This window comes from Amycolatopsis sp. NPDC051071 (genome assembly GCF_040682875.1).
In the GTDB taxonomy this organism is placed as follows: Bacteria; Actinomycetota; Actinomycetes; order Mycobacteriales; family Pseudonocardiaceae; genus Amycolatopsis.
This window is the reverse complement of the sequence record NZ_JBFBBY010000027.1, coordinates 24,392-46,554: the sequence shown is the minus strand read 5'-3', so window position 1 is coordinate 46,554 and position 22,163 is coordinate 24,392. Positions and strand designations below refer to the sequence as shown.

Annotated in this window: 19 protein-coding genes; 13 read left to right on the top strand and 6 right to left on the bottom strand. The window is 63.0% G+C overall.

The genetic code is table 11. The annotated features are described in order from the left end of the window. The first annotated feature begins 147 nt into the window (after nt 1-147). The 6 genes from AB0M65_RS12235 (at nt 148) to AB0M65_RS12210 (ending at nt 7,444) form a co-directional block, all read left to right on the top strand. Complete coding sequence (locus AB0M65_RS12235; protein WP_364025559.1) at nt 148-597, top strand: SUKH-3 domain-containing protein; 450 nt, start codon at nt 148-150, stop codon at nt 595-597. A gap of 1,596 nt (nt 598-2,193) precedes the next feature. After that, entirely contained in the window at nt 2,194-4,404 is a 2,211-nt protein-coding gene (locus AB0M65_RS12230; protein ID WP_364025556.1) for an NACHT domain-containing protein, read from the top strand. Between the two features lie 192 nt (nt 4,405-4,596). After that, on the top strand, nt 4,597-5,682 hold the full coding sequence (locus AB0M65_RS12225) for an IS630 family transposase (protein ID WP_364025553.1): 1,086 nt from the start codon (nt 4,597-4,599) through the stop codon (nt 5,680-5,682). Between the two features lie 38 nt (nt 5,683-5,720). Further along, a complete protein-coding gene (locus tag AB0M65_RS12220; RefSeq protein WP_364025550.1) occupies nt 5,721-6,038 on the top strand; it encodes an NUDIX hydrolase in 318 nt (105 codons plus the stop codon). A 30-nt stretch (nt 6,039-6,068) separates the two neighbouring features. After that, nucleotides 6,069-6,518 (top strand): hypothetical protein, encoded by a 450-nt coding sequence (locus tag AB0M65_RS12215; RefSeq protein WP_364025547.1) that lies wholly within the window; start codon nt 6,069-6,071, stop codon nt 6,516-6,518. Further along, complete coding sequence (locus AB0M65_RS12210) at nt 6,509-7,444, top strand: hypothetical protein (protein WP_364025545.1); 936 nt, start codon at nt 6,509-6,511, stop codon at nt 7,442-7,444. The genes AB0M65_RS12215 and AB0M65_RS12210 overlap by 10 nt, the downstream gene beginning before the upstream one ends. Before the next feature lie 264 nt (nt 7,445-7,708). Here AB0M65_RS12210 and AB0M65_RS12205 read toward each other — a convergent pair whose 3' ends face one another. From AB0M65_RS12205 to AB0M65_RS12190, 4 genes are all read right to left on the bottom strand, one after another. Then, nucleotides 7,709-7,843, bottom strand: a complete 135-nt coding sequence (locus tag AB0M65_RS12205; RefSeq protein ID WP_364025542.1) for a hypothetical protein — start codon at nt 7,841-7,843, stop codon at nt 7,709-7,711. A 110-nt stretch (nt 7,844-7,953) separates the two neighbouring features. Continuing rightward, nucleotides 7,954-8,301, bottom strand: a complete 348-nt coding sequence (locus AB0M65_RS12200; RefSeq protein ID WP_364025539.1) for a hypothetical protein — start codon at nt 8,299-8,301, stop codon at nt 7,954-7,956. A 425-nt stretch (nt 8,302-8,726) separates the two neighbouring features. Continuing rightward, nucleotides 8,727-10,679 carry a hypothetical protein gene (locus AB0M65_RS12195; RefSeq protein ID WP_364025537.1) on the bottom strand — a complete coding sequence of 651 codons (1,953 nt, stop codon included), beginning with the start codon at nt 10,677-10,679 and terminating at the stop codon, nt 8,727-8,729. Between the two features lie 372 nt (nt 10,680-11,051). Next, the gene (locus AB0M65_RS12190; RefSeq protein ID WP_364025534.1) at nt 11,052-11,999 is read right to left on the bottom strand and encodes a hypothetical protein; all 948 of its coding nucleotides are present in this window, start codon (nt 11,997-11,999) and stop codon (nt 11,052-11,054) included. A gap of 319 nt (nt 12,000-12,318) precedes the next feature. On the opposite strand from AB0M65_RS12190, the gene AB0M65_RS12185 reads away from it, so the two are divergent. From AB0M65_RS12185 to AB0M65_RS12175, 3 genes are all read left to right on the top strand, one after another. Then, a complete protein-coding gene (locus AB0M65_RS12185) occupies nt 12,319-12,966 on the top strand; it encodes a hypothetical protein (RefSeq protein WP_364025531.1) in 648 nt (215 codons plus the stop codon). Next, a complete protein-coding gene (locus AB0M65_RS12180) occupies nt 12,936-13,403 on the top strand; it encodes a site-specific integrase (RefSeq protein ID WP_364025528.1) in 468 nt (155 codons plus the stop codon). The genes AB0M65_RS12185 and AB0M65_RS12180 overlap by 31 nt, the downstream gene beginning before the upstream one ends. Nucleotides 13,404-14,289: 886 nt before the next feature. Next, nucleotides 14,290-14,976, top strand: a complete 687-nt coding sequence (locus tag AB0M65_RS12175) for a GIY-YIG nuclease family protein (protein ID WP_364025525.1) — start codon at nt 14,290-14,292, stop codon at nt 14,974-14,976. Between the two features lie 207 nt (nt 14,977-15,183). Here the strand turns inward: AB0M65_RS12175 and AB0M65_RS12170 are convergent, their stop codons facing one another. Further along, nucleotides 15,184-15,411, bottom strand: coding sequence for a hypothetical protein (locus tag AB0M65_RS12170; protein WP_364025522.1), 228 nt, complete (start codon nt 15,409-15,411; stop codon nt 15,184-15,186). Nucleotides 15,412-15,555: 144 nt separating this feature from the next. Here AB0M65_RS12170 and AB0M65_RS12165 point away from each other — a divergent pair, with 144 nt between their 5' ends. The 4 genes from AB0M65_RS12165 to AB0M65_RS12150 all read left to right on the top strand — a co-directional run bounded on the left by AB0M65_RS12165 (nt 15,556) and on the right by AB0M65_RS12150 (nt 20,204). Continuing rightward, a complete protein-coding gene (locus AB0M65_RS12165; RefSeq protein ID WP_364025519.1) occupies nt 15,556-18,507 on the top strand; it encodes a hypothetical protein in 2,952 nt (983 codons plus the stop codon). 98 nt (nt 18,508-18,605) lie between these two features. Further along, entirely contained in the window at nt 18,606-18,893 is a 288-nt protein-coding gene (locus tag AB0M65_RS12160; protein WP_364025517.1) for a histidine kinase, read from the top strand. Nucleotides 18,894-19,137: 244 nt separating this feature from the next. After that, nucleotides 19,138-19,926, top strand: a complete 789-nt coding sequence (locus AB0M65_RS12155) for a hypothetical protein (RefSeq protein ID WP_364025514.1) — start codon at nt 19,138-19,140, stop codon at nt 19,924-19,926. A 47-nt stretch (nt 19,927-19,973) separates the two neighbouring features. Then, nucleotides 19,974-20,204 (top strand): integrase core domain-containing protein, encoded by a 231-nt coding sequence (locus tag AB0M65_RS12150; RefSeq protein WP_364025511.1) that lies wholly within the window; start codon nt 19,974-19,976, stop codon nt 20,202-20,204. A gap of 83 nt (nt 20,205-20,287) precedes the next feature. On the opposite strand, the gene AB0M65_RS12145 is transcribed toward AB0M65_RS12150, so the two are convergent. Continuing rightward, nucleotides 20,288-21,673, bottom strand: coding sequence for a hypothetical protein (locus tag AB0M65_RS12145; protein ID WP_364025509.1), 1,386 nt, complete (start codon nt 21,671-21,673; stop codon nt 20,288-20,290). Nucleotides 21,674-22,163 lie beyond the last annotated feature (490 nt).

Sequence of the window (22,163 nt, the reverse complement as noted above, 5' to 3'; positions counted from 1 at the left end):
CCTGACGCCATCCGCGGTGGCGCCATGGAATCCGTACGTGAGCAGTCCCGTCAATAGTGGCGGGACTGCTCACGGGACTGGTATAGACCCATGCCCTCCATATTGCACGCCGTTGCTCGAACGCCTCGGTATCAGCTGGACGCCAGTATGAGCGCGCTGGACGGGCTATCGCCCGGAGTCGAGCGTCTCCTTGAAGGCAGCGGTTGGAGCAGGGACAGGCGGGTGTCGATCGGCGCGTGGGATGCGATACTTCGTGGTGAGGGGTATCGGCTCTCGCCGTGCGCTGAGGAAATTTTGCGTGGGCTTGGTGGGTTGCGGGTGCGGCCGGTAGGTACCGGTCCGTATACCCACGATCTGCTGTTTGAGCCAGAGCTGGCTGGAAGCGGTGCATACGACATCGCTGAACAGTTTGAAGAACAGTTTGGGCAGAGATTTTATCCTATCGCGGAATGGATTTCGAACGCTTGTGTTTTCCTTGGTGATGCGGGGAAAGTCGTGTCGTATGATGACATCGAACGGCTCGACATCGCGGACACCTTCGCTGATGCTCTGGATATCATCCTCTTGGGAGTGCGGGAGCCACGCGTAATCGACTGATGGTTGACCACGGTTCCGACCCAGATCAGAAGGCGACTTCTGGCTGGATGGCGATCATCCGTTGCGCGACGGCCCGGTCGGCGGCGACGGCCCCAGAAACGGCACCGAAGCGCCGAAAAGAACGAGCCGGACGCCAGGGACTCGTCGACCCGACATGGTTCGGCCGCCTCGAACGTCTCCTGCAGTCCTTGCCTCCCATCCTTCGGCTGGCGCTACTGATCGCCGTCGTCTGACCGGCACCGCGGCGATAGCCGCCACGCTGGGGATCGGGGGCCAACTGGCGCTCATTGCGCTCAGCTTGATCGAACGTCGCAGACTTCGTGACCGCATGACTCGGGCCAGCCGCACCACCCCACCCGGCAAACGCACCGCGAGATAGTCACTCTCCTGGTAGCAGGGCGGTCACGCACGATCGCGACAGGTGTATCAGGCACCCTCTCGCGGTCGTGCGGAGCGGCCAAACAGGCTTGCCTACGAGCGGTGAAGCGCCGGTTTCTGATCGCGGGCCGTCACTTCAGGACGGCCCCGGCAGGGACGTCTACGTGCCGGTCAGAAGGGTCTCCAGCAGGCGGTTCGCGGACAAGGACACCACCGGCAGGTGGTGGCCGGCGGGGGATGTCGACGCTCTTGGGCGAGAATTCGCGCACGATCCGACTGGTTCGCTTTAGTGAACAAGTGCCCTGCGGGCCATGAGGACATTCGGGACGGAGTGCTGCTGGGATGACCGGCCGAGAGGCATCTGCGGACTTGCGTGCTCAGCTACCTCGAGTGCTGGCGGTCTGCCACAGGAAGGCGGCGAGCAGCAAGGCTCGCGCGGTCCTGCCGACGGCAGAGGATACCGCCGACTGAGTGGGCACGTCGTCTCCGATTGGGCTCCGTTGCTGACGTAGAGCCGGAGGTTTTGGGAACCGTTACGTTGGAGGTGTCGAACTTGCTGAGCGTCGGCGAAGATCTTCTACAAGAACGCACGCCGACTTCTCGGGCTCGGCTCGGGCGCGGATCAGACCACAATGGACACTAAGGAAGTGGAAGAAACGTGTCCACATAATACAAAACCCCACGTCATCAATGGAGATAACGTGGGGTGTGAGGGTGCGCCATCAGGGACTCGAACCCCGAACCCGCTGGTTAAGAGTCGGCACCTGCGCGTGTCGGATGGTGTCGAATGATGTCGAACAAGACCTTTTCGCCTGGTGTCGGACTGTTTCAGGTCTCTCGGGCGCGTCTCGGGCTCGCACGTGCCGGATGCTGTCGCGTAGTTCGACCACGTCGGGGTATATCCCCGTGCGTGGCTGCCACGTTACCGCATGAAGCTCCGACGCAGACAATGGCTCGAGTTGTGAGTCTTACGGCACGAGCATCAGCTGATCACACCTTCGTTGACTGCGAGCAGGCTAGACATGCTGTCTCGCGCGTGTGGTCTGATGTCCTATGAAGGACATCAACGAGCGTCATCCGCAATCCGGTACGCCGAGAGTCGTCGTGAGCTAGCACGGCGATGTTGGTCGGAGCGAGGGCATCGTTGTTGTGTCCTTCTCCTCCGGCGCCATGCCTGTGGTACTTATGAGGCTGCAGCTGTGCGGAGGAGGGCGTGGCGTGGCGAAGGACAGCGTGCATAACCACGTCAGTGGGGCGGTTGCGGGCAACGTGGTGCAGGCCCGTCACATCGGTGTGGTCAACGTGGGCGGCCGAGATGTCGCGGCCTTTAACGTCGACGACTATCTTCACGCGGTTCGGCGTGCGGCGGAGGACCATCCTGTGGTATCCCGTGCTGGACTGTCGGCAGAGACCGTCCCGCTCAGCGCGGTGTATGTCGACCAGGATTTGATCAACCGGCTTAGCGGAAGGCCTGCCACTTGGCAGGGTGCACTCGCTGCGAATGATCACATGATCATTGTCGGCAGCCCGGGCGGCGGCAAGTCGAGTCTGCTTCGACGGGTCGCCGGAACGTTGGCGACGCGCCAATACGGCGAGGCTTCGCCGGCCTGCGTGCCGGTTCCCATTCACGCGCGGATGTTCCGTTCTGGGATCCCACTCGCGGAAGCGATCAGGGACGGTGTAGTTGCCGCATTAGGTTCATTTTTGTTGACGAACCCCGCGTCCGATACCTTTGCCAAGGCCGCGCCGGACGGCAGGCCGTGGCTAATTCTAGTGGATGGGTTGGACGAGGTCGCTGGAGTCGACGAGTCACGTGCGGCCCTTGAGGCGATCACTGAGGGGGTGCGGCACCCGTTTCTCAGGTTCGTCGTGGCGACCAGGCCGATTCAGGAGGCTGATCTCCGTGCAGTGAGGAACACTTTTCCGATCTATGAGCTCAGGCCTTTTGACATTCCCACACTCGGACGGTTCGCCCGCGGCTGGCTCGAACGTCGCGGCATAACGAACGCGCTCGAGGTGAGTGCCAACGTGGTCGCCCATGTTCGCCGCAACGACTTTCTGGATTGGCTGGTCCAGCCCTTGGCTGCGACCATGCTCTGCGACTTGTTGGTCCGTGATTCGGGCCAACGACTGCCTGAGCGGTTGTCCGACCTCTATGAGCAGTATGTGCGTAAGCTCTTCGTCGGTCGCGCGTACGCAAATGCTGAAAGAAAAACCAACCGTGACATCATTCAACTACTCGAAAGGGTTGCGAGCGAGCGGCAATTCCGAGATCCGGAGCGGTCAGTACTTCAAGTGGCTATAGACTTCGTTCGTAATACGAGGCTTGAGTCTACGGCCGTTGATCCCGATGTGCGTGCTCGTGAATTACACGATGTCTTGTGCCGGACCGGCCTGGTCGTATCGGCTGATGGAGACGTGAAGTTTGCGCACGCCACCTTCGAAGAGTATCTCGCGGCTCGGTACGTCGCTGGCCGGCTGACAGGTCAGTCCGCCAAGGATCAGTGGCATACGGTGGACCGTGTCTTCGATTCGCTTGCTGCCAGCTATGGAATGGACTATTACGAGAGTGGTATCTCGCAGGCCTTCCGCTATTCGCAGATTCCCGTTTTCTTGGTCGATATGTGGTCGACGAGGGGCAAGGACGCCGACGCCCTTCTTGAGCATATGGTGAGGTATGCGCCCGAGTGTAGTGGCTGGCTGGTGGACCGCCTGCGGGCAGCGGGGGTGTCTGTCGGGACAAAGGCTACGGCCGCGCTGGCCGCGGTCACCGAACACGCGGAGATGGACCAGGATAATCGGTGGGGCGCGGCGATCACGCTGCGGAATCTCGGGCACCCAGAGGGGATCGATCGTCTGCTGGCGATGAGCTTTGATGTCGATCTGCCGGACTCAATGCGTATCAGGACGATCGTGAGTTGCAGAGGCTCGGGTTCCGCCGCGTCCGCGGCAATCTGTTTTCTCAGCAGTCGCAGCGACTTTCCTGAGTGGGAGTACCCCTACAGTGCGATTGATGCTGCGGAGGCCCTGCCTGTTGTTGAAGACGAGGAGATGCCTGCTGGCCTGGCGCTCGTGCTTGGCAACAGATACCTGCCGGACGAGGTGCGGCTGCACGCGGGCTGCGTTGCGGTGGTGCTTGAGGGGGATGGCGCCTACCGCAGGCTCGTAGAGCAGCGGTTTCGAGATGGGCTGTGCGCCTCGCTGGGAGATGAAGCCGCCCGTGGCGTTTCGGAGGCGTGGTCCGTGCTGTGGCGGATGGTTGATGACCCGGACTTATCTGGTGAACGTCGCTGGGATGCCGCCGATGAGCTGGCGGTACTCGATGACGATGATGGGGCCGCAGCCTTCCGCGCCCTGGCCAGTGATCTAGAGCTCGACGATGACCATCGGAATCGAGCGGCGCAAATGGTGGCTGATTTGTTGAGGTGAATCGGCCTCCGTGAGGACCAGCAGGACTCATTGTGTCCGACCCACTGCCAGGCGCTTTTCCATGGCGAGCCTATTTCGCAGGAGCGACGTCGGGTTGCTGGGCGGAACGCCTACGCTGCCGCAGTGATCGAGCGAGGGCAGGACGCTAGTGTCCTGAGTCGTTAATTCGCCGTTACTTGGTAAGGTGCGGGCATGCCGAGCCCGAAGGTTGAACCGGTCGTGTTGTCCGACGAGGAGAGGAGTGTCCTGAGTGGATGGTCGCGTCGGCGGAAGACGGCGCAGGCGTTGGCGGCGCGGTCGCGGATTGTGTTGCGGTGCGCGGAGGGTGGCACGATCGGGCAGGTGGCCGCGGATCTGGGTGTGTCGCGGGACATGGTGTCCAAGTGGCGGTCGCGGTTCTTGACTGGTCGGTTGGAGGGCTTGTCGGATGAGCCGCGTCCGGGGCGGCCGCGGGAGGTCACCGATGAGCAGGTCGAGCGGGTGATCACGAAAACGCTGGAAGAGAAGCCGGGACAGGATACGCACTGGTCGACCCGGTCGATGGCCTCGGCGACGGGGATGTCCCAGTCGGCGGTGTCGCGGATCTGGCGGGCCTTCGGACTCAAGCCGCATGTGGTCGAGACGTGGAAGCTGTCGACCGATCCGCAGTTCATCGAGAAGGTGCGCGACATCGTCGGGTTGTACATGTCGCCACCGGAGAACGCGCTGGTTCTCGCGGTCGATGAGAAGAGCCAGATGCAGGCGATCGACCGCACAGCACCGATTCTGCCGATCATGCCCACCACGCCGGAGCGGATGACCCACGACTACGTCCGGCATGGCACCACCAGCCTGTTCGCCGCGTTCGACATCTCCAGCGGATCGGTGCTCGCCCAGCACTACCGCCGGCATCGCCATCAAGAGTTCTTGCGGTTCCTCAAGCTCATCGATGCCGCGGTCCCGAAGGAACTGGACCTGCACTTGGTGCTGGACAACTACGCCACTCACAAGACCCCCAAGGTGAAGGAGTGGCTGCTGCGCCACCCGCGGTTCCATCTGCACTTCACCCCGACCAGCGGCTCCTGGCTCAACCTTGTGGAGCGCTGGTTCGCCGTGTTGACCAACCGCAAACTGCGTCGTTCCGCGCACCGCAGCGTCCTCGAACTCGAAACCGACGTCCGCAAGTGGATCAACGAATGGAACGTCGAACCGAAGCCGTTCGTATGGACCAAAACAGCCGAAGAGATCTTCGAAACCCTCGCCGCATACTGCGGCCTAATTAATGACTCAGGACACTAGCGGGTAGTCTTCGGGCATGAGTCTCCCGGCAGACAGTAATGGTTACTGTTGACCTGGTCATTTTGACTATTCGGGGCAGTGAGCTGTGTGTTCTGCTCATGGAGCAGAGGAATGAGCCGTTCCGAGGCCGCATGGCGTTCTTGTATGGTGACAAGTCGCTGGAGCAGACTGCGGCACGTGAGTTGGCCGAGAAGGCGGGTTTCGATGCCGAGGCGTTGAAACCGCAGCAGGTGGGTGTGCACTCCGCGCCGAATCGGGATCGGCGGCGTCCACGGGTGGTTACTTGCGCTACCCTGCGATCATCCCGAATCTGCCGGCGCCGGTCGCAGGGTCAGACGCACGAGCCTCCTCCATGAGAGGATTCAGGTACGGCGGGAGGAGGGCTCGTGTCGGAGGAAGTACGCCCCGTGGCGGCGGCCAACCTGATTTACGGGGACATCGTGGGAACCGCGGTCCAAGCCGGCAGCATTACGGGCGGCGTGCACTTCCACGTCACTGCTGCATCCCAGTCGGCCACGAATCGTACCGTCGACCCGCCCACCGAGTGGGCGGAATTGCCCGAGCTTCCGCCGAAGATCAAATCCCTGCTGCGGGCGCAGATCCAGGCCGCTGAGGAGATGCCGTACCGGCTCCCCGGCGCGCGCCGCCCCTCGCTCTCGACCGTTTACGTCCGCCAAGACGTGACCAGCGGGACTGAGGCCCAGCCAGCGGAGCAAGGGCGTCCGCTGCCCGTACTCGAAAGCCGCTGGCAGGCGTTGTCGAGCGCGAGCTCCGGGACTTGCTCGCCGGGCCCGAAACGACGGCGCCGCAACGTATCGAGGCGGCCGTGGCACTAAGCGGCATCTCGCCACGGTTTCAACCTGAGGCCGTCGTCGTCCTGAGCGAACTGAGCCGAGGCCGCACCGCCGTCGACAATGCACGACAACAGCTGGCGCGACTGGACCGGACGTGGCACGAACGCGTCCTGGCCGACGCCCGCGCCGCGCTCGCCGACGTCACCCGACCCGGACGGGAACGGGCCAAGGCTGGGCTGGCCGCTGCCGCGCTGACCTCCGAGCCCCTAGCCGAAGTCCATACCCAGCTGGCGGCGCTGCTGGACGACGAGCGGATCGCCGAACGACTCCAGCTCGCTATCCTGCTCGAGTTGAATCGCCTCGATGACCTCCGGGCGATCCGGGACGATCTGCGCACAAGACCGGCGATCCGGCGCCAAGCGGCGATTTCTTTGCTCAGCTACCACAGCGGAGATCGCGCCGCCGCTGCACGGGTCTTCCAGGCCATTGCGTACGACCCGTCCTGCCATCCGACGTTGCGCTGGTGGGCTGCCGATGACCTCAATAGATGCGGCGGCCGTGGCTACGCGCTCGGCCTGGAGGCGTTGCGGGCACTGATGACGGACGATGCGCTGCCCGTTATCGCGCGTCGGGACGCGACCCGCGCACTGGGCAGCAAATGTCCGGACTCTCGCGGTGAAGTGTTGACTGTGTTGCGGAACCTCAGGAACGCCGAAAACCCGTTCGCTCGCGTCCAGGTACTCCAGGCGATAGGTGTCTTCGAACCCGTGGAAGGTGCGCTCGGACTCGGAGAATTGGCTCGGGACCGCAGAATCACCCCGCTGGCCCGGATCTGGGCCGCGGAGGCCGCCGCGGAATCCCATCGTGACCACCAGAAACGGCCGCCATCGTGGTCCGGGAGATCGCGCACGACGAGCGCGTGCCGCGCCACGTCCGCGTCCAGGCCGCGAGGCTGCTCACCGCCCTAAGCGAACTCTGCCGCCACGAGGCGCGGCTACTGCTGGAAACGGTACGCCACTAGCCCATTCGGTGTAATGTGGCGGGGGTGCGTTCGTTCGACGGGCCGGAGGATGCGTCCAGTGCGCTCGGCAATCGGCCCGCGAACGGGGTCTTTCCGTCACCGCCTGTGCCGTCCACCTCAGCGACCACCGGGGTGCTCCGCCTTCGGTACGAGCGCGTCCAGCGCGATCAGTTGCTCATCTCGGCCAAATGAAATCGCACGGACCTATGGGCTACTGCCGCGGTGCCGAAAGGGCTCGTGCCTCGGCGTGAAAGAACAACGTGCTGGATGCTGCCTGGACCACGGAGCCGGCCACGCTGCCGTTGATCACGATCCGCACGCTCTGGCTGCCGGTCACATCACGCAAGTCTCCCTCGACCGCGCCAGGCAGTGACGCAATACCCCCACTCACCCCGATGGAGCACTGTGAACCAGACCGCGTCCGGCCACGAGGCTCCCGCAGGCTGCCGGCCGGTGTCAGAACTTGATTCCCCCTTGGATGTCGCGGGCTTGCACCACGTTGCCACTGACCTGCCCGGAGACCTGATTGGTCACACCGTCGGACTCGGCGTGCTGCTCGACCGTGGCCCGTTCCCATTCCTGCCGCAACTGCTCACCAAATACTGGGTCGGCAGCCTGCGTCTTCTCCAGTGTGGCTGCGAGTTCGCGCACTTCCACGGAATCCTCCGCGGCGCCTTCCGCAGCGTCGAGTACCGCAGACGCATCGGGGTCGTCAGCGAACTTGGCTTTGAGCAGCTGGTACAGCCCGGCTACAGCGCGGCCTGCGACGGCAGCGGCGATGGATACAAGTACAGGGTCAGGCATAGAAGTCCCTCCATGGTGCGCTGGCAGCGCCTCGGTTCTCTGTGAGCATAAAGGCAAAGTCCTGGCGCACAGATTACCCACGCGATGCTGGCAGTATTGTCGCCAACGCTCCCTGGTGACGACGGGGTGCTGGGCAGACGGAGTCGAACTAAACCAAGGTCTCCCTGAGATCGCACTGGCCTGCTCGATCCGATCTCAGCCGGGGTCAGTTTGGTCTGCGACCGACGCAAAGCTAGCGGCGCTGGAGGGCGAAGACCGACGCATCCAACCCTCGCGCAGGTGGCTATCTGATCACCGTCCGCTGCGTCGACGTGGTCCTCGGTAGCGCCGGGATCACCACCGTGCTGACCGGTCCGGATGCCTCGCATGAACGCGATCACCGAACGCTGGTGAAGACACCGGCGCGGAACTGTTGGACCGGCCCATCATTTCGTTGAGCTGTCCTTTGTGAATGTGTCACGAAGTTCTTGAGCCTTTCTCTCGACGCTCTCAAAGTTCCGATAGGACGCGGCGATTTCGTCAAGGTCAGCTTTAGCGCGTGCTGGATTCCCATCGTTGAGTGCCCACTCGGCCCGGAGTAGAAGAGCCTGCATCTTTTGCTCGATGGCGATGTCCGCGGTACCAAGGATTCTGTTGATGTCGTCGTACGCCTCAGTGCTGTTAGCTCGTCTTCGCATCGCGATGGCGCGGCGGATCAAAGCGATGTAGCGTCTGTCGTAGCTCGTTCCAGGAAGTTCCAGTACCGACGACCGGTCGGCGATCGCGCCGTCGAGATCCCCCCGTGTATCGAGGATGTTCGCCCGGTTGTTCAGCGCGCAGGCACAAACTTCGGCCGGCGCGGACGGAGATCCGATGATCGTGCTGAAATCCGCAGTGGCGAGATCTTCACATTGCAGGGTGCAGAGCGTGATGCCCCTGTTGTTCAGGAGCGAGTAGTATTCAGGCCACGTGGGGTCGCAATCGGCGAGTGCCACGGAGTAGAGGTCACGGGCACGTAGTGCATCGTCTTCCAGCCGGACCAGTTTGGCGAGCTTGAAGCGCGCAGTCGTGATCAAGCGGCGCCGCGCCTCGATAAGACCTTCTTCGATGGCAGCATCCAGTCGATCGAAGATCTGCCGGATGACCGGGTGATCGCTGCGTCCTAGCAGCTGCATGACGGACACGGTCAGCTCGATATCCGACAATACTGACTCCCCGTCTCCGCTTGCCTTCAGCAAGTCGAGCAGCCGTACATGGTCGGCATGATCGGCAACGACCCGTTCCACGAAGCCGCGGTAGGCATCGGGCCATTTCCTTGCGGCATAACCGACTATGCGAGTCGATGCGAGCGCGACGGTGGGCTCCGCACCGAACCGGTCGAGAACGAAGAGCTCGCCGATGATATCCGGCCGGACTCCATCGACGAGATCGTCGACCGTCACGGACGAGCCGAGACGTTGGAAGACTCCGGGAAGCAGGTCCTTGAGCGTGTCGGGTAAGGGGTGTAAGGACTCATAGTCGGTAACCGTCAAGCCACCCAGCGTTGTCGCCAGAAAACGCAGGTTGTGTGCGAGCATGGCTGACTGAGGTGTCGCGACTTCTGACTCGAGCCATGCGGTGCTCCGGGCGACGATACGCCGTAGCGAGTTGTCCCGGCTGGGTCGTTCTTCGCTCGGACTGAGCCGGTCGATCGTGGATACCTGCACAAACAGCGGCCGCAGGGCGGGATCCATGGCTTCGGCGCGGTCCACGACCTGCTCGATCTGACCTGTGGTGAGCGGTGCTGCGGCCAACCGCGCGATCATGTTCTTGACCAGTGTGCGCGCATTCGGTCGGTCCAGGCCCGACATCGGGCGGGGCTCCGCGTACATTGCCGCCGTGACCCCGCAGGACTCCTCCAACCGATTTACCCGCCGGGTGACTGACCACCACTCGCCTGAGGTGTCTCGCTCGAGGATCAGCACCCGCACCGGGAACACCTGGTGCTGTCGGCTCAGCAAGACTAGAGCGTCGGACAGCCACCTGCTTCGCTGCGCTGCGTAGTCGATCACCAAGAGGGTTGGACGCTGAGCCTGGAAGTGGCCGAACTCGTCCTGATCCGTTTCTCTGAGAAACCCCGCGTGCCACTCTATGGTCGACGCGTACCGGCAAAGTTCGACGGCAAGCCGGCTCTTGCCGATACCAGCGGGCCCAGTCCACACCCACCACGAGAAGGGCCATTCGGCGGTTAAGGAGCGTTTCAGCTCCGCCAATTCAAATGTCCGCCCTACGCAGTCGACGGCGGTGTTCGCGAAAGAAAGCAAGGACTCCGGAGTGTCCAGCGCCGGAATCGCTAGGTCGAGACTCCCGTCCCCCGCTCCTCCCATGAACAGGTTCTCGATGGAGCCGGCCTGGACCACGTTGTGTGCGACGCCAGATACGACGTTGCTCGTCGACGTTCGCGGCGAGAACCGAGCTCCTCGCCACCGCCGCAGTCTGTCAAACACCATGAGATTCTGCCTCAGCCGCGGTCCTAGTGCGGTTCCGGGAGGTTGGTTCGAACTGGCCAGGGCGGCAGCGGAAGTTTCCTCTCGACGCGGAGCCGAAGATTGCCAGGGCGCGGCGGGAGTTGCATGCACTGATCAGCGTGCCGTTCGACGAGTATTTCTGGCCGTTCCTAGTGGGACGGTCGGCGATGACGACTCCTGCCGAGCGTCTGTCGGACTCGGACGGAGTGCCGAAGGTGCTCGGTGAACCCTGCGGGGTTCGTCGTGCCTGGCTGTTGATCTCGTTCAGCGGCGGAAGGGTCGTCGTGGGTCGCGTGGTTCCATGTTGAGGAAGCATTCGAACCAGGCTTGAGCTCGGTAGTCGCCGATGCCGAGTTCTCGGTTTTGGTCGGTGTCGGGGTCTTCGATGCCGTCGAGTTGTTTGCTGAACAGGGCGAGTATGTCTGTGTCTTGGAACAGTGTGTCGGTGAGCATGTCCCAGTCGTGGTCGTCGTCGTGTTCTGGTAGATCTGCGTAGCGTTCGGTGAGGCCGGCCCAGTCGTCGTCGACGGCGGATTCAGCCGAGCGGAGGATGAGGTGCAGTGCCATCTCTTCGGCTGGGCAGTGTGGTTCGGGCCAGTTCCCGGCAGCCAGGTCGTCGCTGAGGTCGTTGAAGGAGCGTGCGGCCTGTCGGCGCCAGATGGCGTTTTGTCGCCAGGTGATCCGCGGGAATTCGTCAAACACTGACCAGCTACCAGTGTCATCGACCGGCTCATCGCCATGTTTCAGGATATCGTCGTAGGCCTGGTCGGCTAGGACCTCGGCTGTTGTCCACAGGGCTGCCGCTGTTCGGGGTGTCACTTGGGATCCGCTGCAGTGATCGCAGTTGTCTGTGCCGCAGGTGCAGAGGGGGAAGAGTTCGGCGAAGGGCGGCCAGACGGAGAGTGGTACGCCGTCTTCGTCGATCTCGACTACGGATTCTGTGGCTTCGACGAGCTCGATGCCGGATCGATCGTCGATCACGGCGCCTGCGTCGACGAACCATTGCGCGGCGGCGACGGCGTTGCCTCGGATGTGGTCCTGTTCTTCTTGTCTGATCTGCTCGACGCTGAGGTTGCTGTCGGGGAGGACTGAGAATTGTGTTGTTTCGATGTCGGCGATTGCAGCTTCTTCGAGTGCGTTCTCGTCGGTGATCTCGACGATTGCTTCGACCGTCACCTTGATTCTGCGGCTGTGTCCCTGGTCGCGGGCCATTCGTCCAGGCTATCTCGCGGACAGGTTGTGGTGGTCGAGGACGTGGAGGCGCACGCTGAGGTGATCTAGAAGGAGGCGTGATGAGGCGTGCAGCGGTGTACAAGCGATGCGGCTGCAAGACACGAGAGGAAGCCGGCGGCGGACGGTGCCCTCGGTTGACTGAGCGGGGTCACGGGAGTTGGTATTCTCACTGGAGTTGCAGTGTGGCCGGGACGGCCGCCGGCATCGGGTGCGTCGTGGTGGCTTCCGGTCCCGTGCGGCCGCGGTGCAAGCACGGGCGTATCTGCTGGGGGCCGATGTGCTTCCGGGGCGCAGTGCGGTGACGGTGGGGCAGTGGTTGGACCTTTGGCTGGAGATGCGGCAGACCCTGAGTTTCAACACTCGTCGGCTCTACACCCAGCACGTGAACGACTATCTAAAGCCGTACCTGGGGACCGTGCCCTTGCGGTCGTTGACGGTGGCGCGAGTCCAAGCGATGTTCGTCGCGTTCTCCCGGGCGAACGCGAAACGACAACGGCCGTTGTCGCCGGCGACGTTCGTGAGGATCAGGGGCACGCTTCATGCGGCGTTGAACGGCGCGATCCGGGTAGGATTGATCGAGCGGAATCCGGCGCACCTAGTGGAGCTGCCGTCGGGACGGCGCCCGCGGGCGGTGGTGTGGACTGATGCACGGGTTGCGCACTGGCGTGCTACCGGCGAGCGCCCGCCGGTAGCGGTGTGGACAGCCCGGCAGACGGCGGAATTTCTGGCGCACGTGCGTGTCCATCCGATGTACGCGTTGTATCTGGCGGTCGCGCTGCTCGGATTGCGGCGCGGTGAGGCGACCGGGTTGCGTTGGTGCGATCTCGACTTGGATGGCGAGGTCGTGCAGATCTCTCATCAGGTCCAGGACCGTAATGGCACACCGTCGTGTGTCCGCCGAAGACCGAGTCGAGCGTGCGCACGTTGGCGTTGGATCACGTGCTGATCGCGGCGCTGCGCACACTTCAAGCAGAGCGGCGAGACAACGTAGCCGAACCGATCGGGTTCTTGTTCACCAATCGGGACGGCGGGCCGCTCAGTCCTGGCTATGTGAGCCACGCTTTCACCCGGCTGGTCGCCGAGGCGGGATTGCCGCCGATCCGGTTGCACGACCTGCGGCACGGCGCGGCCAGCCTGTCGCTGGCCGCGGGCAACGACCTCAAGGTCGTGCAGGCCATGCTCGGGCACTCCAGCATTGTGCTCACCGCCGACACCTACACCAGCGTGCTGCCCTGTCTGGCGCATAGCGCTGCGGAAGCAACGGCGGAGCTGGTACTGGAAGCAGCCCGTAAAGCTGCGACCTCACTGCGAGGCCAAACAGGCAAGAAACACGCCCGGCGACGAAAAGGTGGCCGGAGCCGAGACAAGAAGGCCAAGAAATAAAGGGCTGGCTGGTACGGCCTCATTTGGCCCCACGCCGGTCCCATGCAAGATCAAAGCCCACCGGCAAGATCCTCTTGTGGAGAAATCCTGCAGGTGGGCTTCGATTCAGTACTGTGCGCCATCAGGGACTCGAACCCCGAATCCGCTGGTTAAGAGGGTGCCGGATGGTGTCGAGTGATGCCGGACAAGACCTTTTCGTCTGGTCGCGGCGTATCCATGGTGTCGGGGTGTGTCACCTGGTGTCGGACTGTTTCGGACCTCTCGGGCTCGTCTCGGGCTCGCGGATGCCGGGTTCTGTCGTTTGATCCGGCTTGCGGCGCAATCCGGTTGTGTCGACACCCACGACCAGATCCGGACCACGCTGGAGGACATCACCGGATGAGCCCCGCACCTGACGACGCGATCGCATCCCGCATCCTGGCTGGCAGAGCGGAGAGCTTCAACGGCGCCGCCCCGACGATCGTGGCCCTCGCCCACGAGGCTGGCGTCCCACGCAACGCGCTCACCCCGCGACACACCGACCTCAAGACCGAGTTCTACACGCGCGTCCGTGAACGCGCCGGCACTTCCGAGGTCGAAGACGGCCACGCGCAACCATCACCCGACTCGAGAACACGATCGCCAACAAGAACACCGAACTCAAGCAACTTCGCGCGGACCTGCCAGCCCTGGTCCGCACGATCAACGTGCTCACGCTGAAAAACCAGCAGCTCCGCGAGGCTCGCGAACAGAACCTCCCTGCCCGTTGTCCCGCTCCGGCCCCGACGCCCAACCCACGACGAATAGGCGCCTCACCGACCGTTACCTTAAACGGGTTCGCATAGAGTTGTGACGGCGAGCGGGAGGGATGCGCGGCATGCGGATACACCAGAAGTGGGGATTCGGGATGGCACCTGTGAAGCCCGAGAGCCAAAAACGACGCCACCAAGCGGCTAAGGCGGTGTTAGAGCTACTCAACTCGACAGATCTGTTCAAGCCCACCGAACACCTGGATCCACAGGTGGCCGACGCTCTTTCGGAAGTTAAGGGACTCTTTACGCGCAGCTGCAAACAGGACCAGTGGGACTGGTTTACCGTGTGGACGCAACTCGGACGTCCGGGTCGGAAACGCTGCCGAGATATCTCGAACGAACTGAGGAATCTTCGTCGAGCGATGCTTGATCAGGATGCCCCGCAAGCGTTAGCGGCACGCCATCAACTCATCGAAGCCGGATTCTTCTCCACGATCCAAAGGTTCCTGAACCCAAGACCAGATGGGTACTTCGGTGGAAGTGCGACCGGTTACGTCTACATCCTGTCCACGCGATCAAGTCCACGGTTGCTGAAGATCGGCTACACAGAGCGCACTGTTGAACAGCGAGTCAAGAAGATCAACAGCACCACCGGCATACTGGAACCGTACGGCGTCCGCGCTGTATGGGTGGTTCAGAACGCACCGCAGGTGGAACGAGCTGTTCATCAGGCTCTGGCCGATCACCGGGTTCGAGCTGATCGAGAGTTTTTCGAACTTCCCTATGGTGCGGCCTTCAAGATTGTCGGAGACATCGTCCACAACTCTCGTCGCGAGTTGTAATCGATAGCACCGCTGAGTCTGATCATGACAGCACGACATAACTCTAGCGACGAGTCCCACCGCGTAGGAACAGATGCGATCCGGCCGTAATCGTGGCGACATGGATGCCGAGCCACTTGTAGAGCGTGGTGACCCACAACATTGCCTTTATTCCGCCATAGGCCAGGCTTCAATTGTCGGCTCGGTACCATCTTGGACGCCAGGTGGTCATCGGCTTGGCCGGTGAAGGAAGTCCAGCAGCAGTTTGAGCGTGCGGTATGCGGCATGTCGCCGCCACCTGTTCCTGGCCAGGGTACCGATGAGCGCGAGGACGGCGACAAGCATGAGCATCACACAGCAGGCGGCGACTATGAACATGGGGATCTGAACGGCGGCGACGGTGCCGACGCCCACCATGCATGCTTTGCCTGCCGAGACATCGAAATGATGAGCCATGGCACGATCCTGGGCCGGCTCATGCGAGGAGTCGTCCGGACCGGACGCAATCCGAACGCCGGACGATCCGGTCACCGACGTGATCTACCAGTAAGGTCGTGCCCGTCGTCGGTATCGTCGGCGCGCCGACCAGGTAGGTGATAAATGCCCCGCCTCGAGAAGAGCAGCTCGGACTCCGGGCGTGTCGGTTGCCCCCGCCAACTGGCTTCGGCGGCCACCGGGGAACCGGATCTGCATGATGCGTTGGATGAGCTGTATGCGGCTACCGGCAAGCCGTCGTATGCCAAGTTGGTCACACACGCCGAACTAGAGGAACACTCGATCAGCAAGTCCACGATCAGTGATGTGTTCAACCGAGCCGGCATGCCCACCTGGAAGACCGTGGAAACGTTCGTCCGCGCCTGCCTTCGACACGCTAGGGTCCAGCGCCCGGCCAAGATCCTCTCCACTCCGCTGGACGATCTCGGCTGGTGGGAGTCGCGCTGGCTCGACGCCCGGGCTTCACGGTCGACTGCCAGGGAGAACCTGGGCTTGAAGACATCGCCGACTACCCGACCGATTGGGGCATGGGATCCGTTCGATCTGGCTATCCACCGGGTGATGAACGTCGGTGCACCTGAAGGAGATACGTCGTCGGCTCTGCCGGGCTATTTACGCAGGGACCACGATGCCTACGTGGACCAGTTGCTGGCCGATCCTCAACGCAGCGTCATGATCGTGCTTCTCGGCGGGTCGTCCACCGGTAAGACCCGTACCCTGTACGAAGCAATCAGCCGCCATGATCTGTTGAGGAACTGGCCGCTCCGATATCCCCGAGACGCCGCGCAGCTATTGCGCACCCTCCAGTCCGGCGATGTGCGTTTACAGAGGTCCGTGCTGTGGTTGAACGATCTGCAGGGTCATCTGACGGGAGCAGATGGCCCTGCGGCGGCGGCGGAGCTGCAACGGTTGCTGGACGGAGACGTGCCGGGACCGGTGGTGATCGTGGGGACGCTATGGCGGCTTCAATGGGACGAGTTCACCTCAGAACAAGAGCCACAACGTGACCTGTACAGCCAAGCCCGCAGGCTGCTGCTACACCAAGTGAAGACAGTCGAGGTACCCGAAGAGTTCACCGAGCACCAACTCGCCGCGCTGCGCGACGATCATGACGCTGACCGGAGACTTGTCTCTGCGGCCGCGGGAAGCAAACGGCTGGTCATCCAGACCCTCACAGGCGGACCGCTGTTGGTCGACCGTTACGAACGACCACACAGCCAAAACGGCTGGTACGGCAGGGCAGTGCTGAGCGCTGCCCTCGATGCACGCCGCATGGGGCTGCACCGACCAATACCGGCGGCCGTATTACGGGCCGCCGCCCCGGCGTATCTGGACGGTGACGCACGAGTTGATCCCCCCGAAAACTGGATCGCTCAGGGCATCCAATATCTCATTCACGACCCGCGACACGGCGTCACGGCACTGGTTGGCTGCCGGGGCGAGCCCGGTCCCGGACCCGCCGACAGTTACGAGCCGCACGACTACCTCGATCAGCACAGTCGTGTCAGTCGGCGCGAGGTGGCTCCGCCTGCAGCACTTTGGCAGGCATTGGTCGACGACACGCACGATCTCGACGACCAGCAGCGCTTGGCGAACAATGCAGAAAGCCGGCTGCTGTACCGATACGCGATGCCGCTTCTACGACGGGTCGCGGATACCGGTGACGACACGGCACGGATGCACCTAGCGGAACTTCTCGCACAGCGAGGCATGATCGGCGAACTCCACGAGCGTGCTGACGCTGGCGATCGGTGGGCTGCCATGCGTCGCGCATATGCGCTGGTCGAGCACGGCCGCGTCGACGAACTCGGTGTCCGAGCAGATTCCGGCGACCAGTACGCGACCATGCAGCTGGCCGACCACATGTTCCGACAGGACCGCAGCCAGATGGCCTTAGATGTCCACCGTGGCCGTGCCGACCGACAAGGGATGACAGCTGCTCGGCACGAGGTCAACGAGCTGCTCCAACAGCAGCGCGCCGAGGACGCCGTAGCTATCCTGCTGCGGCGAGCCGAGCAGGAAGAACATTGGGCAGCGCAGCGGTTGACGGAGCTGTGCGATGCTGAAGGTCGCTACGACGACGAGGCGATGCAGGCCCTGCGCTCCGTCGCCAGCAGTGTTCCTGGTAGCTGGGCAGCCCAGCAGCTCGATCGGCGATTGGCCGAACGAGGCGACCTAGACGAGCTGATCAAGCGAGCCGACGACGGGGACTTCATCGCCGCCGGATATGTTCCCTCGCTGCTGCGAGCGGCGGACAGGATCGACGAGCTACGGCGACGTGCCGACGACGGCGACACCAACGCCATCGGACACCTGCACGAGTGGCTCATTGAACAAGGCCACATCGAGGAAGCCGTTAACCGGCTACGTGCGTACACGGCTGAGGCTGGCCACACACACGCCGAGGAGCAGCTCGTCGGAGTGCTGGTGGAGCTCGGCCGGTTAGATGAGCTGCGGCAGATGGCTGATCGCGGAAACGATGACGCCGCCTGGTCGCTGGCGGACCTGCTGATCGACCGCGGTGACGTCGACACTGTGCGCTGCCGCGCGGAGGGAGGTGACGACCAAGCCATGGAACGGCTACTGGACTGGCTCACCCACACAGACAAGGCCAACGAAGCCCTCAGCATCATGCGCCAGCAAGGCAGCGCCCTGAACGCGAGCCTGCTCGCGGACTGGCTCGTCGAACAAGGACGCCCGGACGAGGCCGTCGAACTCCTAAGGCACCGCACGTTTCGTACCCAACTAGACGAACTTGACATCATCATGCTGGGAGCCCTGCTGCACAACCTGGGCCGGAGCAAGGAACAGTTCAACGTCCTCCTCGATCACTCCCGTCGCCCGGGTTCCCTGGCCCGCGAGCCACTGGCGCGATTGCTGGCGGCGCGGCGCGACGTCGACACGCTTCGCGAGATCGTCGTCAGAACCGGCAGCTGGGCAGCATCGCGCTGCCTTCTCGACCTCGCTCGGCAGAATGCCAGGCCCGACGCCAAGAACCTCCTCCAGTACGGCCTCAGGCCCGACGGCAGCGTCGACGGCCCAACCGAAACCGCCTAACCGTGACGAATCCTAGGACTCTCGCCGCCCTCGCCGCCATCACCACCAGGTCCTGATGCTCGAAACCGTCGGCACTGTCCGCACAGACGAAGATACGTGTGGTCATCCGCCATCAGGAGTTTCACACCGCCAAAATCGCCGACGAGTTGCACGATGAGGTTCTCCAGACCATGGCACTGGCCGGGAGGCGCCTGTCCGCCCTGGCGGACGAGCCTGGGGTGGTGACTGTCGCCGAGAGGCTGAGGGGGATGGTGGGTCAGTTGAACGACGAGGTCGGCGTGCTGCGTGGCATTCTCAGCACGCTGCACCCGGTCCTGCTACGACACGTCGGGCTGGCCGAGGGGTGCGGGCACTCGCTCGACAGATCGGCGACGGGAACGGGCTGATCATCCGGTTCAAGCCGCCGGAGTGCGAGCGTCTCGACGAGAACCTCGAGCCGGACGTGGCGACAGCCGCTTACCGTGTCATCCAGGAGGCCATGGCGAACGTGGTCAAGCATGCCGATGCCACGACGGTGGACGTGGAGCTGCGCTGCCAGCGTCAGCAGATGGTGTGGGGTTCCAGAAGTCGGTTCATGCATCAGACCTGCGGCGACAGGCGCGTTCGACGGGTAGGGCATGATCGTCGGCCATGTCGTTGCGTTTGCTCTATCTGATCTTCTTGCGGCTGGCGGGTTTGGTGGTGTTGCTCGGCCGCTCGTCGGCGTCCAAGAATGTCGAGTTGCTGGTACTGCGCCATGAGGTCGCCGTACTGCGCAGAGGCAACCCGAAACCTCGCCTCGATTGGGCTGACCGGGCTGTGTTCGCCGCGTTGGTCCGCCTGCTGCCCAAGGCGCTGCGGCTGCACCGGTTGGTCACCCCGGGCACGGTCCTGCGCTGGCATCGGCGCCTGATAGCTGCGAAGTGGACCTATCCTCACCGGGGCGGTCGTCCACCGGTCGACGACGCGATCGCTGGGGTGATCGAACGGATGGCCAGGGAGAACCACAGTTGGGGCTACAAGAGATTTCAGGGTGAGCTGCTCAAGCTTGGACACCGGGTCGGCGCGTCGACGATCCGGCGGATCCTGAAGCGGGCACGCGTTCCTCCCGTGCCGGTCCGGGACACCGACACGACCTGGCGGCAGTTCCTGCGCACGCAGGCCTCGACGATGCTGGCGTGCGACTTCTTCCATATCGACTGTGCGTTCACCCTCAGAAGAATCTACGTGTTCTTCGTGCTGGAGTCGGCAGCCGCTACGTGCACATTCTGGGCACGACCACGAATCCGGACGGCCGGTGGACTACTCAGCAGATCCGCAATCTCATGCTGGATCTTGGTGATCGAGGCGACGACTTCAGGTTTTTCATCCGTGATCGGGCTGGCCAGTTCGCGTCCTCGTTCGATGCCGTTCTGGCCGATGTCGTTATCGAGGCGGTAAGGATTTCTCCGCGTTGCCCGCGGGCGAACTGCTACGCGGAACGGTTTGTGCTCACGGCCAGAACCGAGCTCACCGACCGGATGTTGATTCTGGGCGAGCGGCATCTGCGCGCCGTGCTCGCCGAGTACCTCCGGCACTACAACGGTCGACGGCCGCACCGTTCCCGCGAGCTTCGCCCACCACGGCCGACCCACCCCGTGGCAGACCTCAACTCTCAGCGGATCAGGCGACAGCGGCTTCTCGGAGGCCTGATCAACGAGTACGAACGGGCGGCATAACCCTACTGGTCAGAGCCGTCGGCAGACTTGTGGAACCCCGCAGGGACGACAGCTTCGATTTGATCGATTCGCAATTAGTGTGCCTAGTCTGGCGGCTGATCGAGGTGGCCTGCGGCGCGGAGCGCGCCTTCGAGCTCGGGGTACCGGTAGTAGCTGTCGTCTGCGGTGGTCTTTGACTGGACTTCGCGGAGGAAGGACGTGAATGCCTCTGGCTGACCAGCGCCCAAGTGCGCTGTGCCCCGGTATAGCGTGACGGCCAGGCCGGTCATTCGCTCGGCCAATCTGCATTGGTCGTTACTGGCCCAAGCTGTCAGTGCACTACCAAGTTGGTCGACGGACAGGAGGTGGGCGTGCTGGACGAGCAATTGACCGCACTGCTCGCCGGTCCGGAAGTTCCCCGCCTCCTCGAGAAATTCGACTACAACGTGAACAAAATACGGCGCGGGTGCGATCGCGACCACGTTCATCCGGTGCACCTTGTTCAACGTGGCGAACCGTTCTTCAAGGTGAGGAAGCCGGGATCGGGCGTGTTCGCTGCGTACCACAGCAAGGCAGATCGCCACGTCGACCGGCAGTGGCTCCCACTGCTCAGGGATGGGCAGGGCAAGGAGTAGTTGCTGTAGGCGACCGGCCAGGGCGTTGTCCACCATGGTCCAGAAGAAGTCCTGGTCGCCGAGGCGGGCCATTGCGCGTAGCTGAACCTCCCCACCGAGTGTCTGGAAAGACTCCAGTTGGCTCTCCACAGCTGACCTCGCCATTGTGCGGTCCCGTTCCGCGAGTGCGTCGAGGACGACGGCGGCGCGGTTGGCGTACTCGACAGGGTTGAGTCGGCCGGCGGGGTCGATTTCGCGTAGTGCGTGTTTGGCGGCGATTTTGGCGATGTTGGTTCGGGTCTTGGAACGCACATGGTCGTAGAAGAGGGTCTGGATGTGTGCGATCTCGGGCACGAAAGAGGGGTCACTGGTGTAGTTCTGGAATGCCTCGATTGCCTGGCTGCCTTGGGTCGGTGGATGCGTGAGCAAGGTTGACAAGGCGACGGCGAGGTGTGCTCGGGCAGACTCCGGACGTGGGGTGTACACCTCGCCGAAGCTGCGAAGCGACGGGTGGACACACAGGTTGCGGTCTTCACGGAGGCGGTCGAGTTCTCGTTGGTCAATCGTGTCGATGAGTTCCAATTGCATGGCGGTAGCCAGTAGGCTGCTTTCGATGGCTTGCATTGCGCGCACGCCGTCGAAGGTGAGGCCTTTTGCTTGTGCGGCGGCAAGTTGGTCGCGAAATGTACCAGCTTGGGTGTCGCCTGCATCGGCTAGGAAGACGAGTTTGCTGATGATGTCAGCGGTGACGGCTGTCCAGGTCGTCGCGATGCACGCACGAAACGCGCCCGCGTTGTAGGTACGCCACGCCTCCTCGGCCAGCGGCCGGATCTCCGGGTTCCATACCTGCGCGAGCAGGGTCTCCATGTCATCCACCGCAGCCTCCTCTTCCTCGGCTCGAAGGCTATCGGCCCCGGCGGCAGCGGCTGTGCTCGACATGGTCGACGCCCACGTCGATATGCGAGACGCACTCGTCGAGACGCCGGTCGTGCGCGGCGACTGGGAGCCAGGCCTGATCGACGGCGGCCCATTCTGGCGGTGAGAGACCGCGATACTGGGATCCACCATGATCCCTGCCGGGTCGGAGACGACCACGGTCCGGGGTTCCCAGCGCAGCTGGACGTGTCCCGTTCACTCCGCATTCGGCGCCACACCTTCCCTGTCTCGTCCCGCTATGTCGTTCGCGAAGCAGCGTATGTAACAAAAAGTGCAGTCGTTCTTTCCTGGTAAGATGCGCATTGAGGAGATTGAAGATAGACTTGTCAAGGTGCTGAACCAGAATCATGACGCGATTCTGCGAGGCAACGGCTGGGGTTGGTACAATGGTTCCGTTGACGGCGTAGCCTACAGGGTAGGCCTTGAAAAT